Origin of the sequence: Nesterenkonia sandarakina, assembly GCF_014138825.1 — a bacterium.
Lineage (GTDB): Bacteria > Actinomycetota > Actinomycetes > Actinomycetales > Micrococcaceae > Nesterenkonia > Nesterenkonia sandarakina.
This window is the reverse complement of record NZ_JACJIH010000001.1, coordinates 700209-725066: the sequence shown is the minus strand read 5'-3', so window position 1 is coordinate 725066 and position 24858 is coordinate 700209. Positions and strand designations below refer to the sequence as shown.

Below are 24858 nucleotides of genomic sequence, written 5' to 3'. Positions count from 1 at the left end.
GGCGGTGCTTTAGAGTTGTACATCGAGAATGACTCTGCCCATCACACTGGAGGATAATCGATGAGCGATCGCAGTCTGCGCGGAATGCGCCTTGGTGCGCAGTCCATGGAAACGGAACAGGGCGTTGAGCCTGCGCCCCGTCAGGAGATCGAGTACCTCACTGAGGACGGCGAGCGGATGCGGGTGATGTTCTCCGCCGAGGCCGACGTCCCCGCCACCTGGGTCTCCCCCACCGGCAAGGAAGGTCTGCGCGTCGACGTCGACCGGCCCGAGGCGGAGCCGGAGAAGCCGGTCAGGACGCACTGGGACATGCTGCTGGAGCGTCGTTCCACGGAGGATCTCGAAGTGATCCTGCAGGATCGGCTCAAGCTGCTCAAGGAGCGTCGCGGCGAAGCCGCCTGACTCGACTCAGCGAACCAGCCGGTTCAGCAGCAGATCCTGCTGACCACAGAAGGACGGCGTCTCTCCCCAACGTGGGAGGGACGCCGTTCTCGTATTCTCGGTGGGCACGCGCGGGCTAGGCTCATCCCCGTGCTCGGATGGGCCGTGCGCAGGCTCAGCGCTGGCGCAGCTTCTGGGCCAAGGTGCGGGCTCGTGCACTCAGTCCCCAGCGGGTGACGTTGACCATGGCCTCGACCACGATGTTCGAGCTCATCTTGGAGACCCCCTGGGTGCGCTCCACGAAGGTGATCGGCACCTCTGCGATGGTCTTGCCCATCCCGGCCACCCGGAATGTCATGTCCACCTGGAAGCCGTAGCCCACTGATTCGATGCTGCTCAGGTCGATCTCTTCGAGCACCGAGCGGCGGAAGGCCCGGAACCCGGCGGTGATGTCACGGACATTGAGTCCCAGCATGGTCCGGGAGTAGAGGCTTCCGGCCCGCGAGATCGCGATCCGGTGCAGCGGCCAGTTCACCACCGATCCGCCGGGCACCCAGCGTGAGCCGATGACCAGGTCCGCCTCGTCGACCTTTGCAAGCAGCTTCGGCAGCTGTTCGGGCTGATGCGACCCATCGGCGTCGAGTTCGACCAACACGTCGTAGCCGCGCTCGAGTCCCCAGCCGAACCCCGCGATATAGGCACCGCCGAGCCCGTTCTTGGCGGTGCGGTGCAGCACATTGATCTGTGGATCCTCAGCGCTGAGCTCATCGGCGAACTCACCGGTGCCGTCGGGACTGTTGTCATCGACGATGAGCACGTCTGAGTCCGGCACTGCCGCTCGCAGACGCGAGACGGTGCCGGGAAGGGCATCGATCTCGTCATAGGTGGGGATGATCGTCAGGATCTTCACGAGTTGCTTCGCGTCCTTCTGGGGGTTGTGGAGATGGTGGCAGTGGGTCGGGCACAGTCTACGGTCACGCGCTGGAGCTCATCTCTGGGAGGCAGGCTCGGCGCGGGGGTCAGAAGGGGCGACCTCGACCCCGTCGATCACAGTGGAGATCAGCCGTGGCAGGGTCTGCCCGTCGAGGTAGGGCAGCAGCGGGGTGCGCGCCCGGACGTCGGTGCTCCACGCCGCGGTGCGCGAGTCTGGGGTCTGCACCGCCAGTGAGTCCACCTCCCAGATCGCATAGCTTGCCCGTGCGCCTGGATCCAGCTGCGCGGAGGTCACAGGGGTGCCGCTGGACTCGGGCAGAGACCGGTACGCCCCGCGCGTCTGCGCGTTGAAGCCTGCCCGCACCGAGACCGGATCGCTGGGGTGGTGGACGTGGGCGCTGACGGTGGACCAGGGGCTCTGCCCGGCCTCGGCGACGGCGCTGACCGGCACACCGACGCTCAGCGCCGTAGCCAGGTGTCCTGCTCCGCGCAGCACCACCTGAGCTCCGGTGTTCAGCAGCGACTCCCAGTCCTCCCGCGACGCCGAGTCAAAGCCATGCAGCACGGTGGGCAGCCCCCCTGGCGGACTCTGTCGCTTGGAGCGCATCTCGGCGGTGGTGTCCACCAGCGCGGTCACCACGGTGGAGGCGGTGGTGTCCTGATCCACCCGCAGAATCAGCTGACGCTGGGCCTGAGCGGCCGCGAGCCGGATGCCCAGCAGCTGCTCCAGGATCTCCCCGGCGGGCAGCTCCAGCGCAGCTGGGCGGTCGAGGATCGCGTCCACGGTCCGCAGCAGCTCGCTCGAGGCCCGCACTGCATCGAGCCGGTCTGCCACGCTCAGCTCATCCAGGCCGGTCAGCGCGAGCACCGGGTAGGCGCGCACCCCATGCTCGGCGGCTGCGCGGAAAGCGGCGTTCAGCGATTCCTGGGCCGCTTCGGCGTCGCTCAGCGCAGAGCTGGAGAACTCGACGCTGAGCCGGACGGCGCCGCAGCCCTGCGCTGCCGCCTCGTCGAGGGCGGCGGTGATCCGCTCCGACCAGGGCGTGTGTTCGGCGGAACCAGGTGCAGCGGGATCCGCGGCTTCAGGAGCTGTGAGCTCGACCCAGCCGACGAAGGCCGGGGTGACCAGGGCGCGGTCCAGATCGTGGATGACCAGGTCGGGGTCCCTGCGCTCTGCGGCGGTCTCATCGGAACCTACCCAGGCGATCAGCCCGTCCTCGACCAGCATCGCGTCTGCGTAGGGCTCGGAGGGGGAATGGATCGTGCCGTTGGTCAGCAGCCGCGGCGGGTGGGCGGCACTGGTGCTAGTCATCAGTTGGTTCCTCCAGGTTCTGATAGGCCACCGAGGAGTATGCCACCACTCCCCTGCCGATCAGCTGCACGGCCTCGGCACAGCGCGCCGAGAGCTTCGCCGGGGTGTGTGGAATCTTGCTCATCTGGTCCAAGGTGTCGATGCACTGTTTGGTCCAGCGCACGAAGTCACCTGCCGCCAGGGGTGAGTCGTCCAAGGAGCTGCGCAGGCTCTTGCCTCCGGCCCAGGCATACATGGGCAGCACCAGACCCATCTCCGGAGCAGCCGTGGGCTCCAGGTGATGCCGCTTCTCCAGGGCTTCAAGTTCAGCATGAACCTCAATCCCGGTCTGCGCGGCCTGGCCCAGACGCTTGGTCGGCATCACCGGCATGGCGCCTTCGTCCTCACGTTTGGCCTGATAGACCAGCACGGTGACGAACGCTGCCAGCTCCTGCGCGGTGAGCCCGGAGAGCACCCCGCGTTCCATCAACAGACCGGTGAACAAGTCTCGCTCCCCGTAGATCCGGCGCAGCTGCTGCCCGCGGTCCGTCACGGCGAACTCGGTGGCGAACCACTGCTCGGCGGTGAATCCAGGGCGTTGCAGCGCGGGGTCCGGAGCGGTCACCGCGGCGGAGTCCTCCGGCGGGACGTGGGGCATCAGTTCCGGGTCCACGGCCTCCATATGGCCGAGCTCGTGCAGGACCCCGCAGACCCGGTCGAAGGTCTTCGCGATGGAGCCGGTGCGGCGGTCGATCTTCAGCTTCAGCTGATCGATCTCGCGCTGCAGCTTCCAGGCCCGCTCGGCCCAGCGGGCGTGGTCCTCACGTTCGCTGCAGCCGTGACAGGGGTGGCGCTGCAAGGCGTTCTGCAGCTGTTCCAGCGACTCGGATTCGGAGTCCTCTGCGCGGAACCCGAATCCCGGGGCGGGCGCGTTCGGTCGCGGCGGCACCCGCTCGTGCAGGGCGGCCCGCATCGAGGAGGCCAGGTCCCTGCGGACCTTGGGCACCTTCACCTGCGGCTTGCGCGGGAGTCGGATGCTGGCGATCACCTCCGGGGGCTGGGCGAAGTCCTCGGCGGTGATGTTGCGGAACTTGCCGTCGGCGGTGATCACCCCGGGGCGAGGATCGTGCTCAGGGGCGCTGTGCACCACCAGAGAGTCCCCGAAGCCGCGCATGCCGCCGACTTCGACGACGTCACCAGGCTGCAGCGCGGCCAGGACCCGGATGATCTCGCGGCGTCGCTGCCGGTGCCGCGCCTTGGCCTGGTCCTTCTCCGCCTCGTTCAGACGCCGACGCAGCGCGGCGTACTCCCGGAAGTCTCCGAGGTGACACGCCATCGCCTCCTCGTATCCAGCCATGGAGGACTCACGCTTCGCCACGTCCCGGGCGACCCCGACCACCGAACGGTCAGCCTGGAACTGCGCGAAGGAGGATTCCAGGATGGTGCGCGCCCGGCGCCGACCGAACTGCGCCGTGAGGTTCACCGCCATGTTGTAGGAAGGCTTGAAGCTGGAATTCAGCGGGTAGGTCCGCTTCGACGCCAGCCCCGCCACCTGACGCGGATCCATGCCGGGCTGCCAGACGACGACGGCGTGGCCCTCCACGTCGATTCCGCGCCGGCCAGCGCGACCGGTGAGCTGGGTGTACTCCCCCGGGGTGACGTCGACGTGGGATTCGCCGTTGAACTTGTCCAGCTTCTCCAGCACCACGGTGCGGGCCGGCATGTTGATCCCCAGCGCAAGGGTCTCGGTGGCGAAGACCACCTTGAGCAGGCCCTCCGCGTAGAGCTGTTCCACGAGCTCCTTGAACGGGGGAAGCATCCCCGCGTGGTGCGCGGCGACCCCGTTGATCAACGCTTCACGGAAGCTCTCGAATCCCAGGATGGAGAGATCCTCGGCCGGGAGGTCCCAGCCCATCTGCTCGACCCGGGAGGTGATCTCGGCGGCCTCTTCACGGGTGGTCAGCACGATGCCGGCATTGAGGCACTGCTCCACGGCCGCTTCACAGCCCACCCGGGAGAAGATGAAGCCGATGCAGGGAAGCAGACCGTCACGGTCCAGGGCCCGGATCATCTTGGGACGGTTCAGCCGCGGGCGCCCTGCGGAGGAGCCCGAGACCCCGGAGACGTCAGAGGAACCGGCTCGACTCCGACTCGAGGAGCCGCCCCGGCTGGAGGAGGCGCTGCTGCTGAGCTCATGCCGCACTCCGGCGCCTGAGCGGCCGCGTCCTGCGCCGCGTGCAGGACCCGCACCGGGACCTCTGCCTCGGCCGCGTGAGCGGTGGCCGCCGCTGCGCCGGGAGCTGGGCCCCTGGCTCTGATGGGCCAGGCGCTGCAGCTCAGGATTGACCAGCGTGGGCGCGTCGTCGTCCTCTTCATAGATGAACAGATCATGCAGCTGGTTCTCGACGAACATGTGCTGCCACAGCGGCACCGGACGGTGTTCGGAGACCACCACGGAGGTCTCCCCGCGCACGGTGTCCAGCCAGGCGCCGAACTCTTCGGCGTTGGAGACCGTGGCCGAGAGCGCGACGACCTGTACGTGCTCCGGGAGGTGGATGATGACCTCTTCCCAGACCGCGCCCCGGAACCTGTCGGCCAGGTAGTGGACCTCGTCCATGACCACGTAGCCGAGATCACGCAGCGTCGCGGAGTCCTGGTAGAGCATGTTGCGCAGCACCTCGGTGGTCATCACCACGATCTGCGCCTCGGAGTTGATCGAGGTGTCACCGGTGAGCAGCCCCACCTTCTCGGTCCCGTGGTCCTCCACCAGCTCCTGATACTTCTGGTTCGAGAGCGCCTTGATCGGGGTGGTGTAGAACGTCTTGGTGCCCTGGGCGAGTCCCAGGTGCACGGCGAACTCGCCGACGATCGTCTTGCCTGCCCCGGTGGGTGCCGCGACCAGCACAGCGCGCCCGGCCTCCAGGTGCTGACAGGCCTGGACCTGGAAATCGTCGAGGTCGAAGGCCTGGGCCCGGCGGAAGGCCCCGAGGTGACTCTTGGCCTCTGCTGCTCGTCGACGTGACTCTGCGTAGCGCTCGGCCGGTGAACTCATGGTGCCAGCCTATGACATCCCCGCCTGCTGGTTCTCACCTGGCGCATGCGCCTGCCAGGGCCTTGTCCCGTGATCCGTCGCATCGCTATGCCATGTCCCCTCGCTATATCTGTCCAAAGCCAGGGGATGTGGCAAAAGGATGCGACAGCCGGGCCGGGGTGTGCGAGCTGGGCGAGGGTGTCGGCTCGCTAGACTGCTGCGATGACCACGGCGCACTCCCCCCGGCGAGAGATCCTGCTGGGGGCGCTGCTGCCGGCGTTCATCTTCAGCCTCGGAGCCGGTGCCATGATCCCGGTGCTGGCTCCCTTCGCCGTGGAGCGCGGAGCGAGCCTCGCCGTGGCGGGGATCATCGCCGCGATGCTTCCGGTGGGTCAGATCCTCGCGGATCTGCCCGCGGGCGCACTGGCCGCCCGGGTCGGGGACCGTCGGGCGATGCTGCTGGCGGCCGGCGCCGCGGCGATCGGGTTCCTCGCCGCGGGACTGGCACCTTCGCTGCTCACCCTGGGCGCCGCCGTCGGCCTGGTAGGGGCTGCGAACGCGGTCTTCCACCTGGCGCGGCATTCCTACCTGACCGAGGTCACCCCGGTGCACCAGCGCGCCCGGGTGCTCTCCACCCTTGGCGGGGTGCATCGGATCGGGCAGTTCCTCGGGCCATTCCTCGGTGCGGGGGTGCTGCTGCTGGGCGATCTGCGTGCGGTGTTCCTGCTGGCGCTGCTGACCGCCGTCGCCGCCGGTGTCACCGTGCTGCTGGCCCCGGAGATCGACACCCGGCCTGCCAGGGCCCCGGGCGCCTCCCGCGCCGGGTTCACCCAGGTGATCGCCAGGCACCGGGAGCTGCTGCTCACCCTGGGGGTGGCCTCCATGCTGGTGGGAGCGATTCGCGGGGCCCGCCAGCAGGTGCTTCCGCTCTGGGGCGAGCACATCGGCCTGGACCCCACGACGATCTCGCTGCTCTTCGGCCTGGCCGGGGGCATCGACATGCTGCTGTTCTATCCGGCGGGGAAGATCATGGACCGGTTCGGGCGACTCTGGATCGGAGTGCCCTCGATGACCTGCCTCGGAGTGGCGATGGCCCTGGTGCCGCTGGCTCATTCGGTCCCGGTGCTGGCCGCTGTCGCGGTGCTGCTCGGTGTCAGCAACGGACTCGGCTCCGGGGTGATGATGACCATCGCCTCGGACATCGCCCCGGCGGATGCGCGTCCGCAGTTCCTCGGTGCCTGGAGGCTGATGCAGGACCTCGGGATCGCCGCCGGTCCGCTGACCCTCGCCGCCGGGGCTGCCCTGGGATCCTTGGCCGCCGGGGTCTGGGTGGCGGCGGCCATGGGACCGCTGGCCAGCGCCGGTCTGCTGCGCTGGCTGCCGCGGTACTCGGTCCACGCCAGTCGGCGCACCCGCCGAGCCGCCGGCATCGACTAAGACACCCCCGGACCTTGCGGCGGTGATTGTGCCCAGGCAGGCTCACGCCCCGAACGGGTCCGCAGCCGGTCAGGCGGATTGGTCAGCGTTCTGGTCGGCGAGCGGGCCAGCAGTCCAGTAGGCGGTCTGGCAGGCGGTCTGGACTGCTGACCCGTCAGCGGTGCGGGGTCGCGGCCGCTCGAGCGGTGCTGCGGCGCACCAGAAGGTCGAACGGGAGGTCCAGCATCTCCGGCCGTTCGGCTCCGGATTCCACGGCGGCGAGAATCAGCTTCGCCGCCGTCTCCCCCTGGTGCTGCGCGTGCTGATCCACCGTGGTCAGCTCGAAGAGCGCGCCGAGTTCGTGCCCGTCGATGCCCACCACGGAGAGCTCCTCGGGGACCGCGATGCCCAGCTCCCGCGCGGCCAGGACCGCGCCGATGGCCATCTCGTCGGAGGCTGCCACCAGCGCTGTCATCCCGGTTCCTGGCTGGCCCAGCAGCTGCCGGGCAGCATGGAAGCCCCCAGGGATCGTGAAGTCTGCCTCGGCGATGAGCTCGGGGTGGGTCGGCAGTCCGCGGCGTCGCAGCGCCCGATCGAAGCCCTCCCGACGCTGACTCGGGACCTTGTAATCGGCGTCGAAACCCTCAGCGCCGCCGATGAAGCCGAGCACCTGATGGCCCAGCTCGAGCAGATGCGCCGTGGCGAGTTCGGTGATCGCCAGGTCATCGATCGCGACCCCGGGAAGCATCCCGGAGGTGCCCCCGATGATCACCACCGGAATCTCCAACCGCTGCAGCTCCAGTTCCTCCCATTCGCTGAGCTCCAGCGCCACCACGACGACGGCGTCCACTCGGCGCCGACGCAGGAAGGCGCTGAAGATCTCTCGGCGCACCTCTGCGTCCCCGGTCACGTTGTAGAGCGTCACGTCATACCCCGCCCGGGTCGCCTCATCCGAGATCCCGGTGAGCACGGTGTTGAAGAACCAGCGGTGCAGCTCGGGCATGATCACGCCCAGGTTGCGCATCCGCCCCGAGGCCAGGCTGGAGGCCGCGGAGGAGGCGACGTAGTCGAGGTCGGCGGCGACCTTCTGGATCTTCGCGCGCGTGCTCGCGGAGACGTTGCCCCGGCCGCTGAGGGCGCGGGACACCGTCGCCGCGGACACCCCCGCTGCCTGAGCGACGTCATCCAGGCTGGTCATCAGCCGGCGTGCCGACGCAGCCACACGGTGCAGTCCCCGGGCACCTCGTCGCCCTCCAGCGCCGAGCTTGCCAGCAGGACCTCGTGGCCGGTGGGCAGCGGGACCGAGGAGGTTCCGGTGTTCGCCAGCACCACCACATCCTGGTTGCTGAACATCAGCACCTGCTCTGAGCGACCACCGAGCCAGTTCAGCTCACCGAGGCCCAGGTCATGTTCGCTCCGCAGGCTGAGCATCCTGCGGTAGAGGCTCAGCGTGGAGTCTGGGTCGGCCTGCTGGACGTCTCGGGCGAGGCCCCTCCAGCGCTCGGGCTGCGGGAGCCAGGGCGTGCCGCCGGCGGTGAAGCCGAAGTCGTCGGCGTCGGCGGCCCAGGGCAGCGGGACCCGGCAGCCGTCGCGGCCATAGCGCTCTCCCGCCGTGCGGAACCAGGTCGGGTCCTGGCGTGCCTCATCGGGGAGGTCGTGGACCTCGTCCAGACCGAGCTCCTCCCCCTGGTAGATATAGGCGGAGCCTGGGAGGGCCAGCATCAGGGCGGTCGCGGCGCGGGCACGCGCCAGTCCGGTCTCTCGGTCCGGCAGGCCCGGATAGTCCGGCCCGATCCCGGTGCCCTGCGGGTTCTCTCCGGTCAGCGCGAGCCGGGTGGCGTGGCGCACCACGTCATGGTTCGAGAGCACCCAGGTGCTCGGTGCCCCGACGGCGTTGAAGGCACGCAGTGAATCGTTGATGACTCCACGCAGCTGCTGCGCATCCCAGGAGGCCTCGAGGTACTGGAAGTTGAACGTCTGGTGCATCTCATCGGGGCGCACCCAGAGTGCCGCCTTCTCCACGGAGGAGACCCAGGCCTCGCCACAGAGCGCCCGGTCTCCGGCATACTCCTCCAACACCAGACGCCAGTCCCGGTACACCTCGTGGACCGCTGACTGCTCGAAGTACGGCGCCGGGGTCGACTCCCCTCCCATCGAGGCCGCGTCAGCATCCGGGGTGTAGTCCGGGAAGTCCTGGTCCTTGACCAGCCCGTGGGCCACATCGACGCGGAAGCCGTCGACCCCACGATCCAGCCAGAAACGCAGAATCCGACGGAACTCCTGCTTGACCTCCTCCTGGGACCAGTCGAAGTCCGGCTGACTGGAGTCGAAGAGGTGCAGGTACCACTGGCCCGGGGTGCCGTCGGCCTCCGTGATCCGCGTCCACGCCGGGCCTCCGAAGATGGACTGCCAATTATTCGGCGGCTCCTGACCCTCGGGGCCCTTGCCTTCACGGAAGATGTAGCGTGCCCGCTCCGGACTGCCCGGTGCCGCCGTGAGCGCCTGCTGGAACCACTCATGCTGATCCGAGGAGTGGTTCGGGACCAGATCGACGATGACCCGGATTCCGAGGCTGTGCGCCCGTGCCAGCAGCGCGTCGAAGTCGCTCAGAGTGCCGAAGATCGGGTCGACGTCGCAATAGTCGGTGACGTCGTAGCCGGCGTCCTTCTGCGGAGAGGTCATGAAGGGACTGAGCCAGATCGCGTCCACCCCGAGGGCGTCCAGAGCCCCAAGTCGGGCGGTGATCCCCGGCAGGTCTCCGATCCCGTCCCCCGAGGAGTCGCTGAAGGAGCGCGGGTAGATCTGGTAGATCACTGCGCTGCGCCACCATTCGGCCGTCGTCCCCGGCCTCCGGGTCGTCTCGTCTGAATCTGGCACGGCGTCGGTGGAGGCGTCGGGGCGACGCAGGTCCTGGTCAACAGTCATGTCTCCAGCATATATGCAAGCGCTTCCATGTCACCAGCGACCTGAGACAACCGTTTGCAGTCCTGGACGGCATCCCGAAAGGGCAGAAAATAGCCTCATCATGAGGCACAAATGCTGGTCATCGCCGTCGCGTCAGGGATCACGACACGCCACGCCATGGAGTTGCGCAGATCACATTCCCCTCGCATACTGGAAGCGCTTGCACTCAGGATGGCGGAGTGATCCACTCCGCTTCTTCACAGAGAGGGACACCGATGACGGTGAACACCAGAGGAATCACAAGGCTGACCGCGCTTCTGGGGCTGGGAGCATTTGCGCTGACCGCCTGCGGCTCCGGAGGCGACTCCGCCGAGCAGGGTTCAGGCGAATCTGCCGAGACCGAAGCCGCCGAAACCACCGAGGAGGAATCCTCGCAGTCTGAGTCCGGTGATGCGGCCGCCTCCGGCAGTCTGACCATCTGGGCCGACGCCAACCGCGCCGAGGTGCTCAACGAGGTGGCCTCGGACTTCGAGTCCGACACCGGCATCGCCGTGGAGATCGTGCAGCAGGACTTCGAGGAGATCCGGGACCAGTTCGTCTCCCAGGTGCCCACCGGAGAGGGCCCGGACATCGCCGTCGGCGCCCACGACTGGCTCGGTGTCCTGGTGAACAACGGTGTCGTGGCGCCCGTGGAGCTCGGCGACGCCGCCGGGGACTTCGAAGAGATCGCCGTGGACGCCTGGACCTATGAGGGTCAGACCTACGGCCTGCCGTACTCCATCGAGAACATCGCGCTGCTGCGCAACACCGAACTCGCCCCCGAGGCCCCTGCCGACTTCGACGAGATGATCCAGATGGGTGAAGAGGCCGGCACCGAGTACCCGTTCCTGGTCGGCCTGGACCCCAACGAGAGCGACCCGTATCACCTCTACCCGTTCCAGACCTCCTTCGGAGCTCCGGTCTTCGGCACCGCGGAGGACGGCAGCTATGACTCCTCGCAGCTGGCCATGGCCGACGCCGGCGGGGAGGAGTTCGCCGGCTGGCTCGCAGAACAGGGCGAGGCCGGGGTGCTGAACCTGAACATCGACGGGGACCTGGCCCAGGAGAGCTTCAACGACGGAAACTCGCCGTTCTTCCTGACCGGTCCCTGGAACGTGGACGGCGCGCGCGAGGCGGGCATCGACGTCGCCGTGGACCCGATTCCGGCCGCCGGTGACCAGGATGCGCAGCCATTCGCCGGTGTCCAGGGGTTCTTCCTCTCGGCACAGAGTGAGAACGTCGTGGCCGCCAGCAACTTCCTGATCAACTACGTCGGCACCGCCGAGGTCCAGACGGCGCTGTATGAGACCGGCGGACGGGCCCCCGCCCTGACCGAGTCGTTCGAGCAGGCGCTGAGCGAGGACGAGATCGTCGCCGGCTTCGGCGAAGTCGGCGCTGAGGCCGTGCCGATGCCCGCCATCCCGGAGATGGGGGCGGTCTGGGACGACTGGGGCTCCAGCCAGGCCGCAATCATCAAGGGCGACGGCGACCCGGTGGAACTCTGGCAGAAGATGTCCGAAGACATCTCCTCCGCGATCGACTGACCGATGAGCGCACCGACCACCACCAGGCCCGATGAGCGCACCGTGCATGGGCGTCGTGCCCGCCGCACGGCCGAGAGCGCGAGCATCGGATGGAAGCTGCTGCTGCTGAAGATCACCGTGCTGGGGCTGCTCAACGCCGTCTCCGTCTACGCCGCGATGGTGCTCTTCTTCAACGAGCGGTGGATCATCGGCACCCTGGTGGTGGTCAGTGGCGCCATACTCACCTGGATCTATCTCCAGCGCGGCGCCCTGCCGGCGAAGTACCTCGCTCCGGGCGTGGTCTTCCTGCTGATCTTCCAGGTCTTCGTCATCCTCTACTCCGGCTACGTGGCGTTCACCAACTATGGGACCGGCCACAACAGCACCAAGGATCACGCGATCCACGCCATCATGCTCCAGACCCAGGACCGCGTGCCCGATTCACCGACCTACCCGCTCACCGTGGTCGAAAGCTCCGGTGAGCTCGGATTCGCGGTGACCACCGAGGACGGCGAGATCCTGTTCGGCTCCGCCGAGGCGCCCCTGGAGGCCGTGGAGGGCGCCGTGGTCGAGGACGGTCGAGTGGTGCAGGTCCCAGATCACCAGGTGCTCAGCTTCGCGGACCTGGTGGAACGTCAGCAGGAGCTGACCACCCTGGCCGTCCCGCTCTCGGATGACCCCAATGCCGGGGCGCTGCGCACCCAGGACGGGCAGCGCGCCTATGTCTACACCTCGCGGTTCGTCTACGACGAGTCCTCGGACACCATGACCAACACGCAGACCGGGCAAACCTACACCGACGGCGGAGAAGGCGCCTTCGTCACCGAGGCCGGCGAGGAGCTCATGCCCGGGTGGCGGGTCAATGTGGGGCTGGAGAACTTCGTGCGAGCGATCACCGAGGAGTCCATCCGGGGCCCGCTGCTCTACGTCACGACCTGGACCTTCGCCTTCGCGTTCCTCTCGGTGGCCAGCACCTTCATCCTGGGACTGTTCCTGGCGATCGTGTTCAACGATCCTCGGATGAAGTCCCGGAAGTATTACCGGCTGGTGATGATCCTGCCCTACGCATTCCCGGGCTTCCTCTCGGCGCTGGTCTGGGCCGGGATGATGAACCAGGAGTTCGGATTCATCAATAACGTGCTCTTCGGCGGCGCCGCGATCCCCTGGCTCTCCGACCCCTGGCTTGCCAAGCTGAGCATCCTGATCGTGAACCTGTGGCTGGGCTTCCCGTATATGTTCCTGGTCTGCACCGGTGCGCTGCAGTCGATACCCGAGGAGCTCACCGAAGCCGCCCAGATGGATGGGGCCCGCCCCTTCCAGGCCTTCCGGCAGATCAAGTTCCCGCTGCTGCTGGTCTCCATCGCGCCGCTGCTGATCTCCTCCTTCGCCTTCAACTTCAACAACTTCAACCTGGTGTACATGCTCACCGGTGGCGGTCCCCGAGACATCGAGGCTGGCATCAACGTGGGGTCCACAGACATCTTGATCTCCATGGTCTATAAGGTCGCGTTCGTGGGCTCACAGAGTGACTACGGGCTGGCCAGCGCCTTTTCCATCTTGATCTTCTTCATCGTCGGAACGATCTCCGTGATCGCCTTCCGGCGCACCCGCGCTCTCGAGGAGCTGAACTGAGATGGCCGTCGCCTTGGAACCCCAGACCCGCCGCCCGAACCGGGCACCCAGCACCCCCAGAGCAGCCAAGAGCTCCACTGCCCGCCGCCCGTTCCGACGCTGGTTCTCCCAGACCGGCTGGCGGCACCTGGTCGGCGTCGCCGTCGTGATCTTCGCGGCCTTCCCGCTGGTCTATGTCTTCTCTGCCTCGCTGAACCCCGGTGGGACGCTGATCACGGCGAACACCTTGTTCGGGAATCTGAGCCTGAGCAGCTATGTGGACCTGTTCAACCGACCGCAGCAGCCCTTCGCGGCCTGGTACGTCAACACGCTCTTCATCGGGTTCAGCGCCTCTGCAGGCAGCGTGATGCTCGGGGCCCTGGCCGCCTATGCGTTCTCCCGGATGCGCTTCACCGGACGCCGCTTCGGCCTGATCACGATCCTGCTGGTGCAGATGTTTCCGCAGCTGCTGGCCATGGTGGCCATCTTCCTGCTGATGCTCTCGATCGGCGAGATCTTCCCCGCCATCGGACTCAACAGCCAGATCGGTCTGATCATGGTCTACCTCGGGGGCGCGCTGGGGGTGAACACCTATCTGATGTACGGCTTCTTCAACACCATCCCTACCTCCATCGACGAGGCTGCCCGCATCGACGGTGCTGGTCATGCGAGGATCTTCTTTACGATCATCCTCCCGCTGGTCTCCCCGATCCTGGCTGTGGTGGCGCTGTTGTCCCTGGTGGCCACGCTGAGCGAGTTCGTCATCGCCTCGGTGCTGCTGCGGGATCCGGAGAAGCAGACCCTGGCGGTGGGCCTCTACCAGTTCATCTCCCAGGAGACCTCGCAGAACTGGTCCATCTTCGCCGCTGGCGCGGTGCTCGCCGCGATCATTCCGGTGGCCCTGTTCCTGGCTCTGCAGCGCTACATCGTCTCGGGGCTGGTCGCCGGCAGCGTGAAGTGAGCCTCGCCCCAGCCCGGTGACGGAGCTGACCTGCCGCGGTCAGAGTGCTCTGTTCCCGGTCAGGACGCCGCCGGGCCGGTCAGGACGCTGCGCGGCGGTCTACTAGGGTGGAATCCGCCGCCCTGACCGGGCGTGCCGCCGTCCAGGAGTCCACCATGAGCCCCAGCAGCAAGCGCATCGCCGCCGTCTATGACCAGGTCCTCGCCCGCAACCCAGGGGAGGCGGAGTTCCACCAGGCGGTGAAGGAGGTCTTTGACTCGCTGGACCGGGTGCTCACCAAGTTCCCGGAATACGCCGAGGAATCCATCCTGGAACGGATCTGCGAACCGGAGCGCCAGATCATCTTCCGCGTCCCGTGGACCGACGACCACGGCCGGGTGCGCATCAACCGCGGCTTCCGAGTCCAGTTCAACTCCGCACTGGGTCCGTATAAGGGTGGACTGCGCTTTGACCCCTCGGTGATGCTGGGCACAGTGAAGTTCCTCGGCTTCGAACAGATCTTCAAGAACGCGCTCACCGGGCTGCCGATCGGCGGCGGCAAAGGCGGCAGTGACTTCGACCCCAAGGGCCGCAGCGACGGTGAGATCATGCGCTTCTGCCAGTCCTTCATGACCGAGGCCTACCGGCATATCGGCTCCTCCGTGGACGTCCCGGCCGGGGACATCGGCGTGGGGGCCCGCGAGATCGGCTACCTCTTCGGTCAGTACAAGCGGATCGCGAACCGCTACGAGGCCGGGGTCATCACGGGAAAGGGAACCAGCTGGGGCGGATCCCTGGTGCGCACCGAGGCCACCGGCTACGGGGCGGTGTTCTTCACCGAGCACATGCTGAAGGCGAACGGCCGAGGACTGGACGGCGCGCGAGTCCTGGTCTCGGGCTCCGGGAATGTCGCCTTCTACGCCATAGAGAAGATCCACGCCCTGGGCGGGCTGGTCATCGGCGCCTCAGACTCCTCCGGTGCCGTGCATGATTCCCAGGGCATCGATCTGGATCTGATGCGGGAGGTCAAGCAGGTCCAGCGCGCCAGGATCAGCAAGTACGCCCAGCAGCGCGACTCCGCAGAGTTCATCGAGGGCAGGTCGGTCTGGAGCGTCGCCGAGAAGCACCAGGTCGACGTCGCCATGCCCTGCGCCACGCAGAACGAGCTCGACGACGACGACGCGAAGCTCCTGCTCAAGGCAGGGGTCTCGGCGGTGGTCGAAGGCGCGAACATGCCCACCACGCCTGCGGCGATCGATCGACTCCGCGACGCGGGCACCCTGTTCGGCCCCGGCAAGGCAGCCAACGCCGGCGGCGTGGCGACCTCGGCCCTGGAGATGCAGCAGAACTCGATCCGCGACTCCTGGAGCTTCGAGTACACCGAGGCCCGGCTTGTGGAGATCATGGAGAACATCCACGCCCGCTGCGCGGGTACGGCCGAGGACTACGGGGTTCCCAGAGACTACGTCGCGGGTGCCAACATCGCCGGGTTCACCCAGGTGGCCGATGCGATGATCGCCCAGGGGGTGATCTGAGGCCCTCCGGGCTTCGTGGTCTCAGGGCTTCGTGGTCCCAGGGCCTCTTGGGCTGCTCACAGCCTCGGGCTCAGCCGGTGATCTCCGACTGAGCCCGAGGCGCTCTGAGCCAAGGCGTGCAGCCCGGTCAGCCGGTGGTCACCGGTTCCAGGGCCTGGGACTCCGCGTCGGTGAAGAGCCGGGAGCGGATGATGAACCTCAGCCCTGTGGGCCCTTCGATGCTGAACCCCGCTCCTCGGCCGGGCGCCACGTCGATGGTGATGTGTGTATGGGACCAGTACTGGAACTGTGCCTGCGAGATCCATACCGGCACCGGCTCCGGGGTTCCGGGCTCCAGCTGGCCCAGCAGCACATCTGCCGGGCCAGTCAGGAAGGTCCCCTGGGTGAAGCACATCGGAGCTGAACCGTCGCAGCAGCCTCCCGACTGATGGAACATCAGCGGTTTCCCGTGACTCTCCCGCAGCTGGATCAGCAGCGCAGCGGCCGCGTCGGTGACGTCGATCCGTGAGGTACTCATGACTCCATCATGCTCCTCTCCCTGCACCTCTGCCTAGAAGAAACCGAGCTTGTCCTCGCTGTAGCTCACCAGCATATTCTTGGTCTGCTGGTAGTGCGAGAGCATCATCAGGTGGTTCTCGCGGCCGATCCCGGAGTTCTTATAGCCTCCGAAGGCGGCGTGCGCCGGGTACTGGTGGTAACAGTTGGTCCAGACGCGTCCGGCTTGGATGTCCCGACCGGCCCGGTAGGCGATGTTCGCCTCACGGGACCAGACTCCGGCGCCGAGCCCGTAGAGGGTGTCGTTGGCGATCGCGATGCCCTCCTCGTAATCCTTGAACTCGGTGACCGAGACCACCGGGCCGAAGATCTCCTCCTGGAAGATCCGCATCGAGTTCTGCCCCTTGAAGATGGTCGGCTCCACGTAGTAGCCCTCAGCGAGGTCTCCCCCGAGGTCCGCCCGGTTTCCGCCGGTGAGCACCTCGGCGCCCTCCTGCTGACCGATGTCGATGTAGCTGAGGATCTTCTCCAGCTGATCGTTGCTGGCCTGTGCGCCGACCTGGGTGTCGGTGTCCAGCGGGTTGCCCTGCTTGACCAGCTTGGTCCGCGCCACGGCCTTCTCGAGGAACTCCTCGTAGATGCTGGACTGGATCAGCGCCCGTGAGGGGCAGGTGCAGACCTCACCCTGGTTCAGCGCGAACATCGTGAAACCCTCGAGTGCCTTGTCGTAGAAGGCGTCATCCTTCTGGGCCACATCCTCGAAGAAGAGGTTCGGACTCTTGCCTCCGAGCTCCAGGGTCATCGGGATCAGGTTCTGCGAGGCGTACTGCATGATCAGCCGGCCGGTGGTGGTCTCCCCGGTGAAGGCGATCTTGCGGATCCGGGGGCTGGAGGCCAGCGGAGCGCCGGCCTCGGCACCGAAGCCGTTGACCACGTTGAGCACTCCGGCCGGAAGCAGGTCTCCGATGACCTCCATCAGCACCAGGATCGAGGCCGGGGTCTGTTCCGCGGGCTTGAGCACCACGGCGTTGCCGGCCGAGAGCGCGGGCGCCAGCTTCCACACCGCCATCAGAATCGGGAAGTTCCAGGGAATGATCTGTCCCACCACGCCCAGCGGCTCGTTGAAGTGGTAGGCCACCGTGTCGCCGTCGATCTCGCTGATACCGCCCTCCTGGGCGCGGATGGCGCCGGCGAAGTAGCGGAAGTGGTCCACCGCGAGCGGCAGGTCAGCCGCAAGGGTCTCGCGCACCGGCTTGCCGTTCTCCCAGGTCTCGGCGACCGCGAGCATCTCGAGGTTCTCCTCGATCCGATCCGCGATCTTGTTCAGCACCACGGCCCGCTCGGCCACGGAGGTCTTGCCCCAGGCGGGCGCGGCCCGGTGGGCGGCGTCGAGGGCGAGCTCGATGTCCGCAGCCTTGGAGCGGGGAATCTCGGTGAAGGTCTTTCCGGTGACCGGTGAGGGGTTGTCGAAATACTCCCCATCCACCGGTGCGACCCACTCTCCGCCGATGTAGTTCTCGTAGCGGGACTTGTAGCTCATCAGTGCGCCGTCGGTTCCGGGCTGTGCATAGATGGTCATGTCGGGTTCCTTCCCATGTCGCTGCGCCGGGCGATCCGCTCCGGGTGTTGAAGGTTCACCGCCGACGCTGTGATGTGCCTCACATAGCACCAGCGTAGGACCATCGAGGTTGCAGCACCGTTGCATGGTTAGACTGTGAGGCAGCACACAGTGATCTGTGCTGCGCCGAACTGCCCGGCCGCGTCCACGCGTGGCTGGGAGCGTCGAAGGAGTGCCATGGAGGCCCTGCCCACCGAGCCGAAGACCTGGAACGCGCTGCCCCAAGCATTGCGCGATTCCTGGCTGCGTTCCGCCGGGGGTGTGCGTGATCCGATCAGCGCGCTGCCACCCATTGATCTCGACGACGCCGCGCTGCGCGAGTACCGGAAGCACCACCCGCTGCGGCTGGTGCTTCCGGTGCTGCGTCGACTCCTGATCGAACCCGCAGCCGAGGCGGGGCTGATCGTGGCGATCGGCGATGCTGCAGGCCGACTGCTCTGGGTCGAGGGGGCACGAGAGACCCTGCGCCAGGCCGAGCGCTCCGCCTTCCAGCCAGGCGCGAACTGGTCAGAGTCTGCGATCGGGACCTCCGCCCCGGGTCTCGCGCTGGCCACCGGCCGCGGTGCGCAGGTGCACCGGGAGCAGCACTTCTCCTACACCGCGCATCGGTTCTCCTGCTCTGCGGTGCCGGTCCGCGATCCCGGCACCGGGCGGCTGCTCGGTGTGGTGGACCTGACCGGGGATGCGCAGGCCGTCGCGGTGCATTCGCTGCCGCTGCTGCTGGCGGCCGTGTCTGCCGCGGAGGCCGAGCTGAAGCTTCGCCCAGCCAGCATCGAGCAGATCACCGTCTCCACACTGGGGGCGAGCCCGGCCGAGCTGGTCAGCTCTGACACCCGGCAGCCACTGGGTCTGCGGCATGCTGAGATCCTGCTGCTGCTGGGCTGGCAGGCTGCCCGTGGTTCGCAGCGCGGGCTGGGCGCCGAGGAGCTCTCACACCTGCTCTACGGCGAGTCCGGTCATGAAGTGGCGGTCCGGGCGGAGCTGGTCCGGCTGCGACGCCTGCTCACCAAGCACCACGCCCCGGGCATCGACCTGCTCTCCCGTCCCTACCGACTCAGCGCACCGGTGCTGCTGGACGCCGCGCAGGCCCATGCTGCGCTCTTCTCCGGTGATCGCCGTGCTGCTCTGGATCTCTATCAGGGCGAGCTGCTGCCCGGCAGCGAAGCTCCGGGAGTGCTCCAGATCCGCCGGGAACTCTCTGCGCTGCTGCGCGAGGCGGTGCTCGCCGACGGCTCCACCGACGACCTGTGGCGGTACCTCCAGCTGCCCGAGGCGCTCACCGACCAGGCTGCGATCCGCACCGCGCTGCGCACCATGCCGCCGGACTCCCCGCACCGTGCTGTGCTGGTGGCCAGGACCGAGAGCTAGGACCGCGCGCCCTGCACCCAGGGCAATGCGCCCGCGCACTGCACCCAGGACACTGCACCCATAGTCCCGTGCCCTGAGCCATGCCCCACTGCCCAGAGCCCTGCCCCTAGAACCCTGTGCCCTGTGCCCAGCCACCAGGGTCGTAGACTGCTGGGACATGTCCACATTCACTCCTGGCCCCGATGCTGGGTCGTCAGGCTCGGAGCATGCTCGTCCCTACAGTGTGCTGAGCCCGACCGCTGAGATCACCCACGAGGTGGAGCGCCGACGCTCCAGGTTCCGCGCCCATCTGATCCGCTCCGAGAGCGAGGCAGCCGCGCAGGCGTGGGTCGAGGAGCTGCGAAGGGCATACCCAGACGCGCGACACCATTGCAGCGCCTGGGTGCTGGGCCCGGAACGCAGGATCCAGCGCGCCCATGACGACGGCGAGCCCTCGGGCACGGCCGGGGCGCCCATCCTGGCGGCCCTGATGAAGTCAGAGATGCCCGGCGGCGCTGCGGATCTCAGCGATGTGACCGCCGTGGTGCTGCGTTGGTTCGGCGGAACCCTGCTCGGGCCCGGTGGACTGGTCAGCGCCTACTCTGATGCGGTGACCGGCGCGCTGCGAGGCGCCCAGGAGCAGGGGCAGCTGCGGGTCAGGGCTCCGATGCGAGGCTTCGAGGTCTCGGCGCCGATCTCCGAGGCGGGACGCTGGGAGCACGAGCTGCGCGCCGCAGGCGTGCTGGTCACCGCGACCGACTACACCGACGACGGCGCTCACGCCCATATCCGGCTCTCGGTCCCAGATGCACAGACCCAGGTCGCTGACCTGCACCGCAGGATCGCGGCACTCAGCGCCGGAGCGGTGGCTCCGGAGCCGAGCACTCAGCATTGGGTGGACCGTCCTCGGTGACACGGCAGCGGCTGGTGAGTCAGGCGCCGGCTCTCCCCCGCAGCCCTGGCCGGGCGGTTCAGGTGTCGAAGACGGTGGACGCAGACCCGCGCCCCACCGAGGCCACCAGCTCCTCGGCGAGCACCCGAAGCTTCACGTTGCGGTGACTCGAGGCCTGTCGCAGGATGTCGAAGGCCGCCTGCTGGCTGCAGCGGTTCTGCGCCATCACCACTCCGATGGCGATGTCGATCGCGGTACGGGATTCCATGGCGGCCTTCAGGTGGGCCGCGTTCTCCGAATAGGCCGCCAGCCGCAGCGCGATCACGCCGACCTTGGACGCGAGCTCGGCGTAGCGTTGCGCGGCCTCGATCTCCGCGGGCCCGAAAGCCTCCGGCGTGCTGGTGTAGAGGTTCATCGCCGCCGCGGCCCCAGACTGCAGGGTCAGCGGGACAGCTAATACGCTGCGCATCCCGAATTCGCGGACAGCGGCCATATAACCGGGCCAGCGGCGCTCCGTGCGCACGTCCGCCACACTGATCACCGTATTGGTCCGCTGAGCCTCCAGGCACGGTCCTTCGTCGAAACCGGCCTGCACCTCGTCCAGGCGGGCGGCCTCCGGGCTGCTGGCGGCGACCACGACATTGCGCTTCGCCCGGTCCAGGATGATGCTGCACAGCACCGGCTGGGTGCCGCTGAACCGTTCGGCGGAGACCTGCGCCAGCCCATGCAGGAAGCCGGAGAGGTCGGTGTCCTGCTGCAGCAGCACCTGCAGATCCGCGGGGACGTCCCGGTCCGGGGCCTTGATGTCGATGGCGTCGAGAACGGCGTCGTCGACATTGCGGGTGTCCAGGAACTGCTCGCCAAGCTTGGACTCTGTACTCATGGTGACCTCCGCTCCGAACGTGGGTGGCGCCGCGACGGCCCGCCCAGTTTACTTGAAAACTTGACGGCATTCGGTCTGGTCAGAGGGATGCCTGACGGGTTCCCGGCAGAGAGCTCAGTGGCTACACTGAGGAACGAGTTCAGCGGTGGGCTCCCCTCCTGAACCGCGGGAGAGCACATGGTCCGCCCACCGCTCGGCGCCCCGCACAGCCCTTCGGCTTCCATATCGAGAGTCTACGCACCGGTCGCCTCGGGGTCACAGACGGTTCGCCACTGCCCCGAGAGGAGTGTGGCCATGACCGAGATCGGAGACATCATGGCACCCATCGGTGCCACCATCCTGGGCACCCGGTCGCTGGCCGACGCTGCGCAGGTCCTCGATGAGTCCGACCCGGCGGTGGTCTTGAACCTGTCCTACCGGGCGATCGGGCTCATCACGTACGCGGATCTCATCGAGTCCCAGCGTCGGAATCCGCAGGGCTGGTCGAGGAGACGCTGCGCGGGTCTGGTGCGGACCACCGATCACCTGCTGCAACGCAGCACCCCGATCCGGGAGCTGCTGGTCAGCTCGGTCGTGGACCTCACCCGGCCGCAGCTGGTGATGGATGGGGATGAGCCAGCGGGCATCTTGCTTCCCGAGAGCGTCAGCGCCTGGCGTCGAGAGCACCAGATGATCCACGCAGCGAGGATCAGCCCATCAGGGGGGACCCGATGAAGGGGTCCACCCAGAGCCCGATGAAGAGCAGGGTGAGGTAGAGGATCGAGAGGTGGAAGACCTTCATGGCCTTCTTGTCCGTGAGTGTGCCGTTCTCGGCCTGCCGATGCAGCACATGAGCCTCATAGATGAACCATGCTCCTGAGACCAGCGCGAACGCGGTGTAGGTGATCCCGGCCCAGCCCAGCGGGATCAGCAGCAGCGAGCACATCACGGTCGCCCAGGCGTAGAGCACCACCTGAACCGAGACCGTTTGCGCGGTGGCCACGGCGCCCAGCATCGGGACATCCGCGGTCTGGTAGTCCGTCCGGTACTTCATCGACAGCGGCCAGTAGTGCGGCGGGGTCCACAGGAAGATGATCACGAACAGCACCACAGCGGGCCACTCGAGGGTCTCGCGAACTGCAGCCCAGGCGATGACCACCGGGAAGCATCCGGCGATACCGCCCCAGATAATGTTCTGCTCGGTCCGTCGCTTCAGAATCATCGTGTAGACCACGACGTAGAAGAAGATGGCGGCAGCCCCGAGACCGGCCGCCAGCGGATTGGTCCCGAACCAGAGGACCGCGATCGCGGCGGCGCCCAGGACGGAGGCGAAGATCAGCGCCTCCCGCGGACTGAGCTCTCCGGTCACCAACGGCCGCTTCTTGGTCCGGTTCATCAGCTTGTCCATATCGCGATCGATATAGCAGTTGAACGCACCGGCGGAACCAGCCGCCATGGCACCGCCGACCAGCGTGGCCAGGGCCAGCCAGAAGTCCGGCACTCCCTGCTGCGCGAAGAACATCGTGGGCAGGGTGGTGACCAGCAGCAGCTCGATGACGCGCGGTTTGGTCAGCGACCAGTAGGCCGCCACCTTGCGCCGCCACTGTGGCTGCTCGTCCGCCGCGCCTTGGGCAGCAGAGGCTGCTCGGGCTGCGGAATCGCCGGTTCGGGCGACAGAAGTCTGTTGGGTCACGTCTCAGCTCACATGGGGTCGAGGTGCACTCGTCATCGTCGTCTAGTGTACCGGTCGGACCAGGGCACATGAGGGTGAACCGGCCTCTTCGACGATTTATTTCTACACCAGGTAGAAATCACTGCGGTGTCTGAACGGGCGAGCGCAGCTCTCGCAGCGCGCCGGGCCGCTCAGCCCTGGCGGGGCTCACCTGCACTCAGGCGTCGATGCGGTCGCGATCCAGCGCCTGCGAGCCTTCGATGATGAAGTCCTTGCGCGGGGCGACCACGGACCCCATCAGCAGGTCGAACACGCGTTCAGCGGCCTCCGCGTCCTGCACCCGGATCCGGCGCAGCGCGCGGTGCTGCGGGTCCATAGTGGTCTCCGAGAGCTGGTCTGCGTCCATCTCACCGAGGCCCTTATAGCGCTGGATCGGCTCTTTATAGTTCAACCCGTCCTGCTCGAGGCGGGCCAGCAGCTGATTCAGCTCGGCCTCCGAGTAGGTGTACTTGACCTCGTTGGCCTTCCGGCCCGGGTGGATCACCTCGACCCGGTGCAGCGGCGGCACAGCGGCGAAGACACGACCAGCCTCGATCATGGGGCGCATGTAGCGGAAGAACAGCGTCAGCAGCAGGGTCCGGATATGGGCGCCGTCGACGTCGGCGTCGGTCATCAGCACCACCTTGCCGTAGCGGGCGGCCTCCAGATCGAAGGATCGCCCCGAACCGGCCCCGATCACCTGGAGCAGCGCGGCGCACTCGGTGTTCGAGAGCATGTCCGCCACCGAGGCCTTCTGGACGTTGAGGATCTTGCCGCGGATGGGCAGCAGCGCTTGGAAGTCGGAGGAGCGGGCGAGCTTCGCGGTGCCCAGCGCCGAGTCCCCCTCCACGATGAACAGCTCGGTCTCTGCCACGCCCTTGGATCGGCACTCCACCAGTTTGGCGGGCATCGAGGAGGTCTCCAGGGCGTTCTTCCGGCGCTGGGTCTCTTTGTGCATCCGCGCCGAGATGCGGGACTTCATCTCGGCGACGACCTTCTCCAGGACCGCGGTGGCCTGCTGCTTGTCTCCGCGCTTGGTGGATCCCAGTCGGGTCTCGAGCTCCTTGCTGACCACCTTGGAGACGATCTGCCGTGCTGCCGGGGTGCCGAGGATCTCTTTGGTCTGCCCCTCGAACTGGGGTTCGGCGATGCGCACTGTGACCACCGCGGTGAGTCCGGCCAGCACATCATCCTTCTCAAGCTTGTCGCTGCCGGCCTTGAGCTTGCGGGCGTTGGACTCCACCGTCTTGCGCAGCGATTTGAGCAATGCCTGCTCGAAACCGGTCAGGTGGGTCCCGCCCTTGGGCGTGGCGATGATGTTGACGAAGCTGCGCACAGTGGTCTCGTAGCCGATCCCCCAGCGCAGGGCGATGTCCACCTCACAGTCCCGCTCCACGTCCTCCATATGGCTGCGGCCGTCGGCGGCGAGCACGGGGATCCGTTCGGTGAACTTCCCGTGACCCTGGATGCGCCAGATGTCGGTCACGGACGCGTCCGCGGAGAGGTGTTCAGCGAACTCGCTGATGCCGCCGTCGTACTGGAAGACCTCTTCCAGGGGCTCGGCACCGCGCTCGTCGCGCACCGTGATGCGCAGCCCCGGAACCAGGAAAGCGGTCTGCCGGGCCCGATTGGCGATCTCGACATCGTTGAAGACCGCATCGGAGGTGAAGATCTGCCGGTCGGACCAGTAGCGGATCGTCGTGCCGGTGACACCACGCTTGGCCTTGGCGATCACGTCCAACGGGGAACCATCCACGGCCGGGGTGAACTCTGCGTCCGGGTCTGGCCGGGATCCGGAGAAGACGCCGGGCTCACCGCGTCGGAAGGAGAGCTGGTGGACCTTGCCGCCTCGGGTCACCTGTGCGTCCAGGCGTGCCGAGAGCGCATTGACCACCGAGGCGCCCACCCCGTGGAGACCGCCCACGGCGTTATAGGAGCCGCCTCCGAACTTGCCGCCGGCGTGGAGCTTGGTGAAGACCACCTCCAGACCGGAGAGGCCGGTGCGAGGCTCGATGTCCACCGGGATCCCGCGGCCGTCATCGCTGACCTCGACCGAGTCATCCGGGTGCAGGGTGATGCTGATGGTGGATGCGTGGCCGGCCAGCGCCTCGTCCACCGAGTTGTCGATGATCTCCCACAGACAGTGCATGAGCCCACGCGAATCCGTGGAGCCGATGTACATCCCGGGACGCTTGCGGACGGCTTCGAGACCTTCGAGCACCGAGAGATGCCTCGCGTCGTACTCCGAGCGTTTCGCCACGCAGTGTCCTCCTGTGCTGATGATGGGATCACAGCCATCGTAGTGTCGGGCGGCGCCGGAGCCCCGCAG

The 24858-nt window shown here is 67.3% G+C and carries 19 protein-coding genes; 9 read left to right on the top strand and 10 right to left on the bottom strand.

The genetic code is table 11. The features are described from left to right. The first annotated feature begins 60 nt into the window (after positions 1-60). Positions 61-402, top strand: coding sequence for an RNA polymerase-binding protein RbpA (locus HNR24_RS03250; RefSeq protein ID WP_058889192.1), 342 nt, complete (start codon positions 61-63; stop codon positions 400-402). 154 nt (positions 403-556) lie between these two features. Here the strand turns inward: HNR24_RS03250 and HNR24_RS03245 are convergent, their stop codons facing one another. The 3 genes from HNR24_RS03245 to HNR24_RS03235 form a co-directional block, all read right to left on the bottom strand. Then, positions 557-1291, bottom strand: coding sequence for a polyprenol monophosphomannose synthase (locus HNR24_RS03245; RefSeq protein WP_182494998.1), 735 nt, complete (start codon positions 1289-1291; stop codon positions 557-559). 78 nt (positions 1292-1369) lie between these two features. Continuing rightward, positions 1370-2626, bottom strand: a complete 1257-nt coding sequence (locus tag HNR24_RS03240; RefSeq protein WP_182494997.1) for an amidohydrolase family protein — start codon at positions 2624-2626, stop codon at positions 1370-1372. After that, positions 2619-5657: a DEAD/DEAH box helicase gene (locus tag HNR24_RS03235; protein WP_182494996.1), complete on the bottom strand. Its 3039-nt coding sequence runs from the start codon at positions 5655-5657 to the stop codon at positions 2619-2621. Before HNR24_RS03235 ends, HNR24_RS03240 begins: the two co-directional genes overlap by 8 nt. 201 nt (positions 5658-5858) lie before the next feature. Between HNR24_RS03235 and HNR24_RS03230 the strand changes: the two genes are divergently transcribed. Beyond that, positions 5859-7073 carry an MFS transporter gene (locus HNR24_RS03230; RefSeq protein ID WP_058889188.1) on the top strand — a complete coding sequence of 405 codons (1215 nt, stop codon included), beginning with the start codon at positions 5859-5861 and terminating at the stop codon, positions 7071-7073. Between the two features lie 154 nt (positions 7074-7227). On the opposite strand, the gene HNR24_RS03225 is transcribed toward HNR24_RS03230, so the two are convergent. Together HNR24_RS03225 and HNR24_RS03220 are read right to left on the bottom strand one after the other, a co-directional pair. Continuing rightward, a complete protein-coding gene (locus HNR24_RS03225; protein ID WP_310735375.1) occupies positions 7228-8274 on the bottom strand; it encodes a LacI family DNA-binding transcriptional regulator in 1047 nt (348 codons plus the stop codon). Beyond that, entirely contained in the window at positions 8250-9977 is a 1728-nt protein-coding gene (locus tag HNR24_RS03220) for a glycoside hydrolase family 13 protein (RefSeq protein WP_182494995.1), read from the bottom strand. Before HNR24_RS03220 ends, HNR24_RS03225 begins: the two co-directional genes overlap by 25 nt. Positions 9978-10231: 254 nt before the next feature. On the opposite strand from HNR24_RS03220, the gene HNR24_RS03215 reads away from it, so the two are divergent. From HNR24_RS03215 to gdhA, 4 genes are all read left to right on the top strand, one after another. After that, positions 10232-11539: a sugar ABC transporter substrate-binding protein gene (locus HNR24_RS03215; RefSeq protein ID WP_179442396.1), complete on the top strand. Its 1308-nt coding sequence runs from the start codon at positions 10232-10234 to the stop codon at positions 11537-11539. 3 nt (positions 11540-11542) lie between these two features. Beyond that, the gene (locus tag HNR24_RS03210) at positions 11543-13150 is read left to right on the top strand and encodes an ABC transporter permease subunit (protein ID WP_182494994.1); all 1608 of its coding nucleotides are present in this window, start codon (positions 11543-11545) and stop codon (positions 13148-13150) included. 1 nt (position 13151) lies between these two features. Then, positions 13152-14090 carry a sugar ABC transporter permease gene (locus HNR24_RS03205; protein WP_182494993.1) on the top strand — a complete coding sequence of 313 codons (939 nt, stop codon included), beginning with the start codon at positions 13152-13154 and terminating at the stop codon, positions 14088-14090. A 155-nt stretch (positions 14091-14245) separates the two neighbouring features. Beyond that, a complete protein-coding gene (gdhA, locus tag HNR24_RS03200) occupies positions 14246-15604 on the top strand; it encodes an NADP-specific glutamate dehydrogenase (protein WP_182494992.1) in 1359 nt (452 codons plus the stop codon). Between the two features lie 127 nt (positions 15605-15731). On the opposite strand, the gene HNR24_RS03195 is transcribed toward gdhA, so the two are convergent. Together HNR24_RS03195 and adh are read right to left on the bottom strand one after the other, a co-directional pair. Continuing rightward, complete coding sequence (locus HNR24_RS03195; RefSeq protein ID WP_182494991.1) at positions 15732-16121, bottom strand: DUF779 domain-containing protein; 390 nt, start codon at positions 16119-16121, stop codon at positions 15732-15734. A 33-nt stretch (positions 16122-16154) separates the two neighbouring features. Next, positions 16155-17678 carry an aldehyde dehydrogenase gene (gene adh / locus HNR24_RS03190; protein WP_058889183.1) on the bottom strand — a complete coding sequence of 508 codons (1524 nt, stop codon included), beginning with the start codon at positions 17676-17678 and terminating at the stop codon, positions 16155-16157. A gap of 216 nt (positions 17679-17894) precedes the next feature. Here adh and HNR24_RS03185 point away from each other — a divergent pair, with 216 nt between their 5' ends. Next, a complete protein-coding gene (locus HNR24_RS03185) occupies positions 17895-19085 on the top strand; it encodes a sigma-54-dependent transcriptional regulator family protein (RefSeq protein ID WP_058889182.1) in 1191 nt (396 codons plus the stop codon). 157 nt (positions 19086-19242) lie between these two features. Next, positions 19243-19977 (top strand): IMPACT family protein, encoded by a 735-nt coding sequence (locus HNR24_RS03180; RefSeq protein ID WP_058889181.1) that lies wholly within the window; start codon positions 19243-19245, stop codon positions 19975-19977. Positions 19978-20035: 58 nt separating this feature from the next. Here HNR24_RS03180 and HNR24_RS03175 read toward each other — a convergent pair whose 3' ends face one another. After that, entirely contained in the window at positions 20036-20839 is an 804-nt protein-coding gene (locus tag HNR24_RS03175) for a GAF and ANTAR domain-containing protein (protein WP_058889180.1), read from the bottom strand. 294 nt (positions 20840-21133) lie between these two features. On the opposite strand from HNR24_RS03175, the gene HNR24_RS03170 reads away from it, so the two are divergent. Continuing rightward, a complete protein-coding gene (locus HNR24_RS03170; RefSeq protein ID WP_182494990.1) occupies positions 21134-21553 on the top strand; it encodes a hypothetical protein in 420 nt (139 codons plus the stop codon). On the opposite strand, the gene HNR24_RS03165 is transcribed toward HNR24_RS03170, so the two are convergent. Together HNR24_RS03165 and HNR24_RS03160 are read right to left on the bottom strand one after the other, a co-directional pair. Then, entirely contained in the window at positions 21528-22511 is a 984-nt protein-coding gene (locus HNR24_RS03165) for a heme o synthase (RefSeq protein WP_058889178.1), read from the bottom strand. The two genes, HNR24_RS03170 and HNR24_RS03165, sit on opposite strands and share 26 nt — an antisense overlap. 196 nt (positions 22512-22707) lie before the next feature. Further along, positions 22708-24789 (bottom strand): DNA gyrase/topoisomerase IV subunit B, encoded by a 2082-nt coding sequence (locus HNR24_RS03160; protein WP_182494989.1) that lies wholly within the window; start codon positions 24787-24789, stop codon positions 22708-22710. Between the last annotated feature and the right edge of the window lie 69 nt (positions 24790-24858).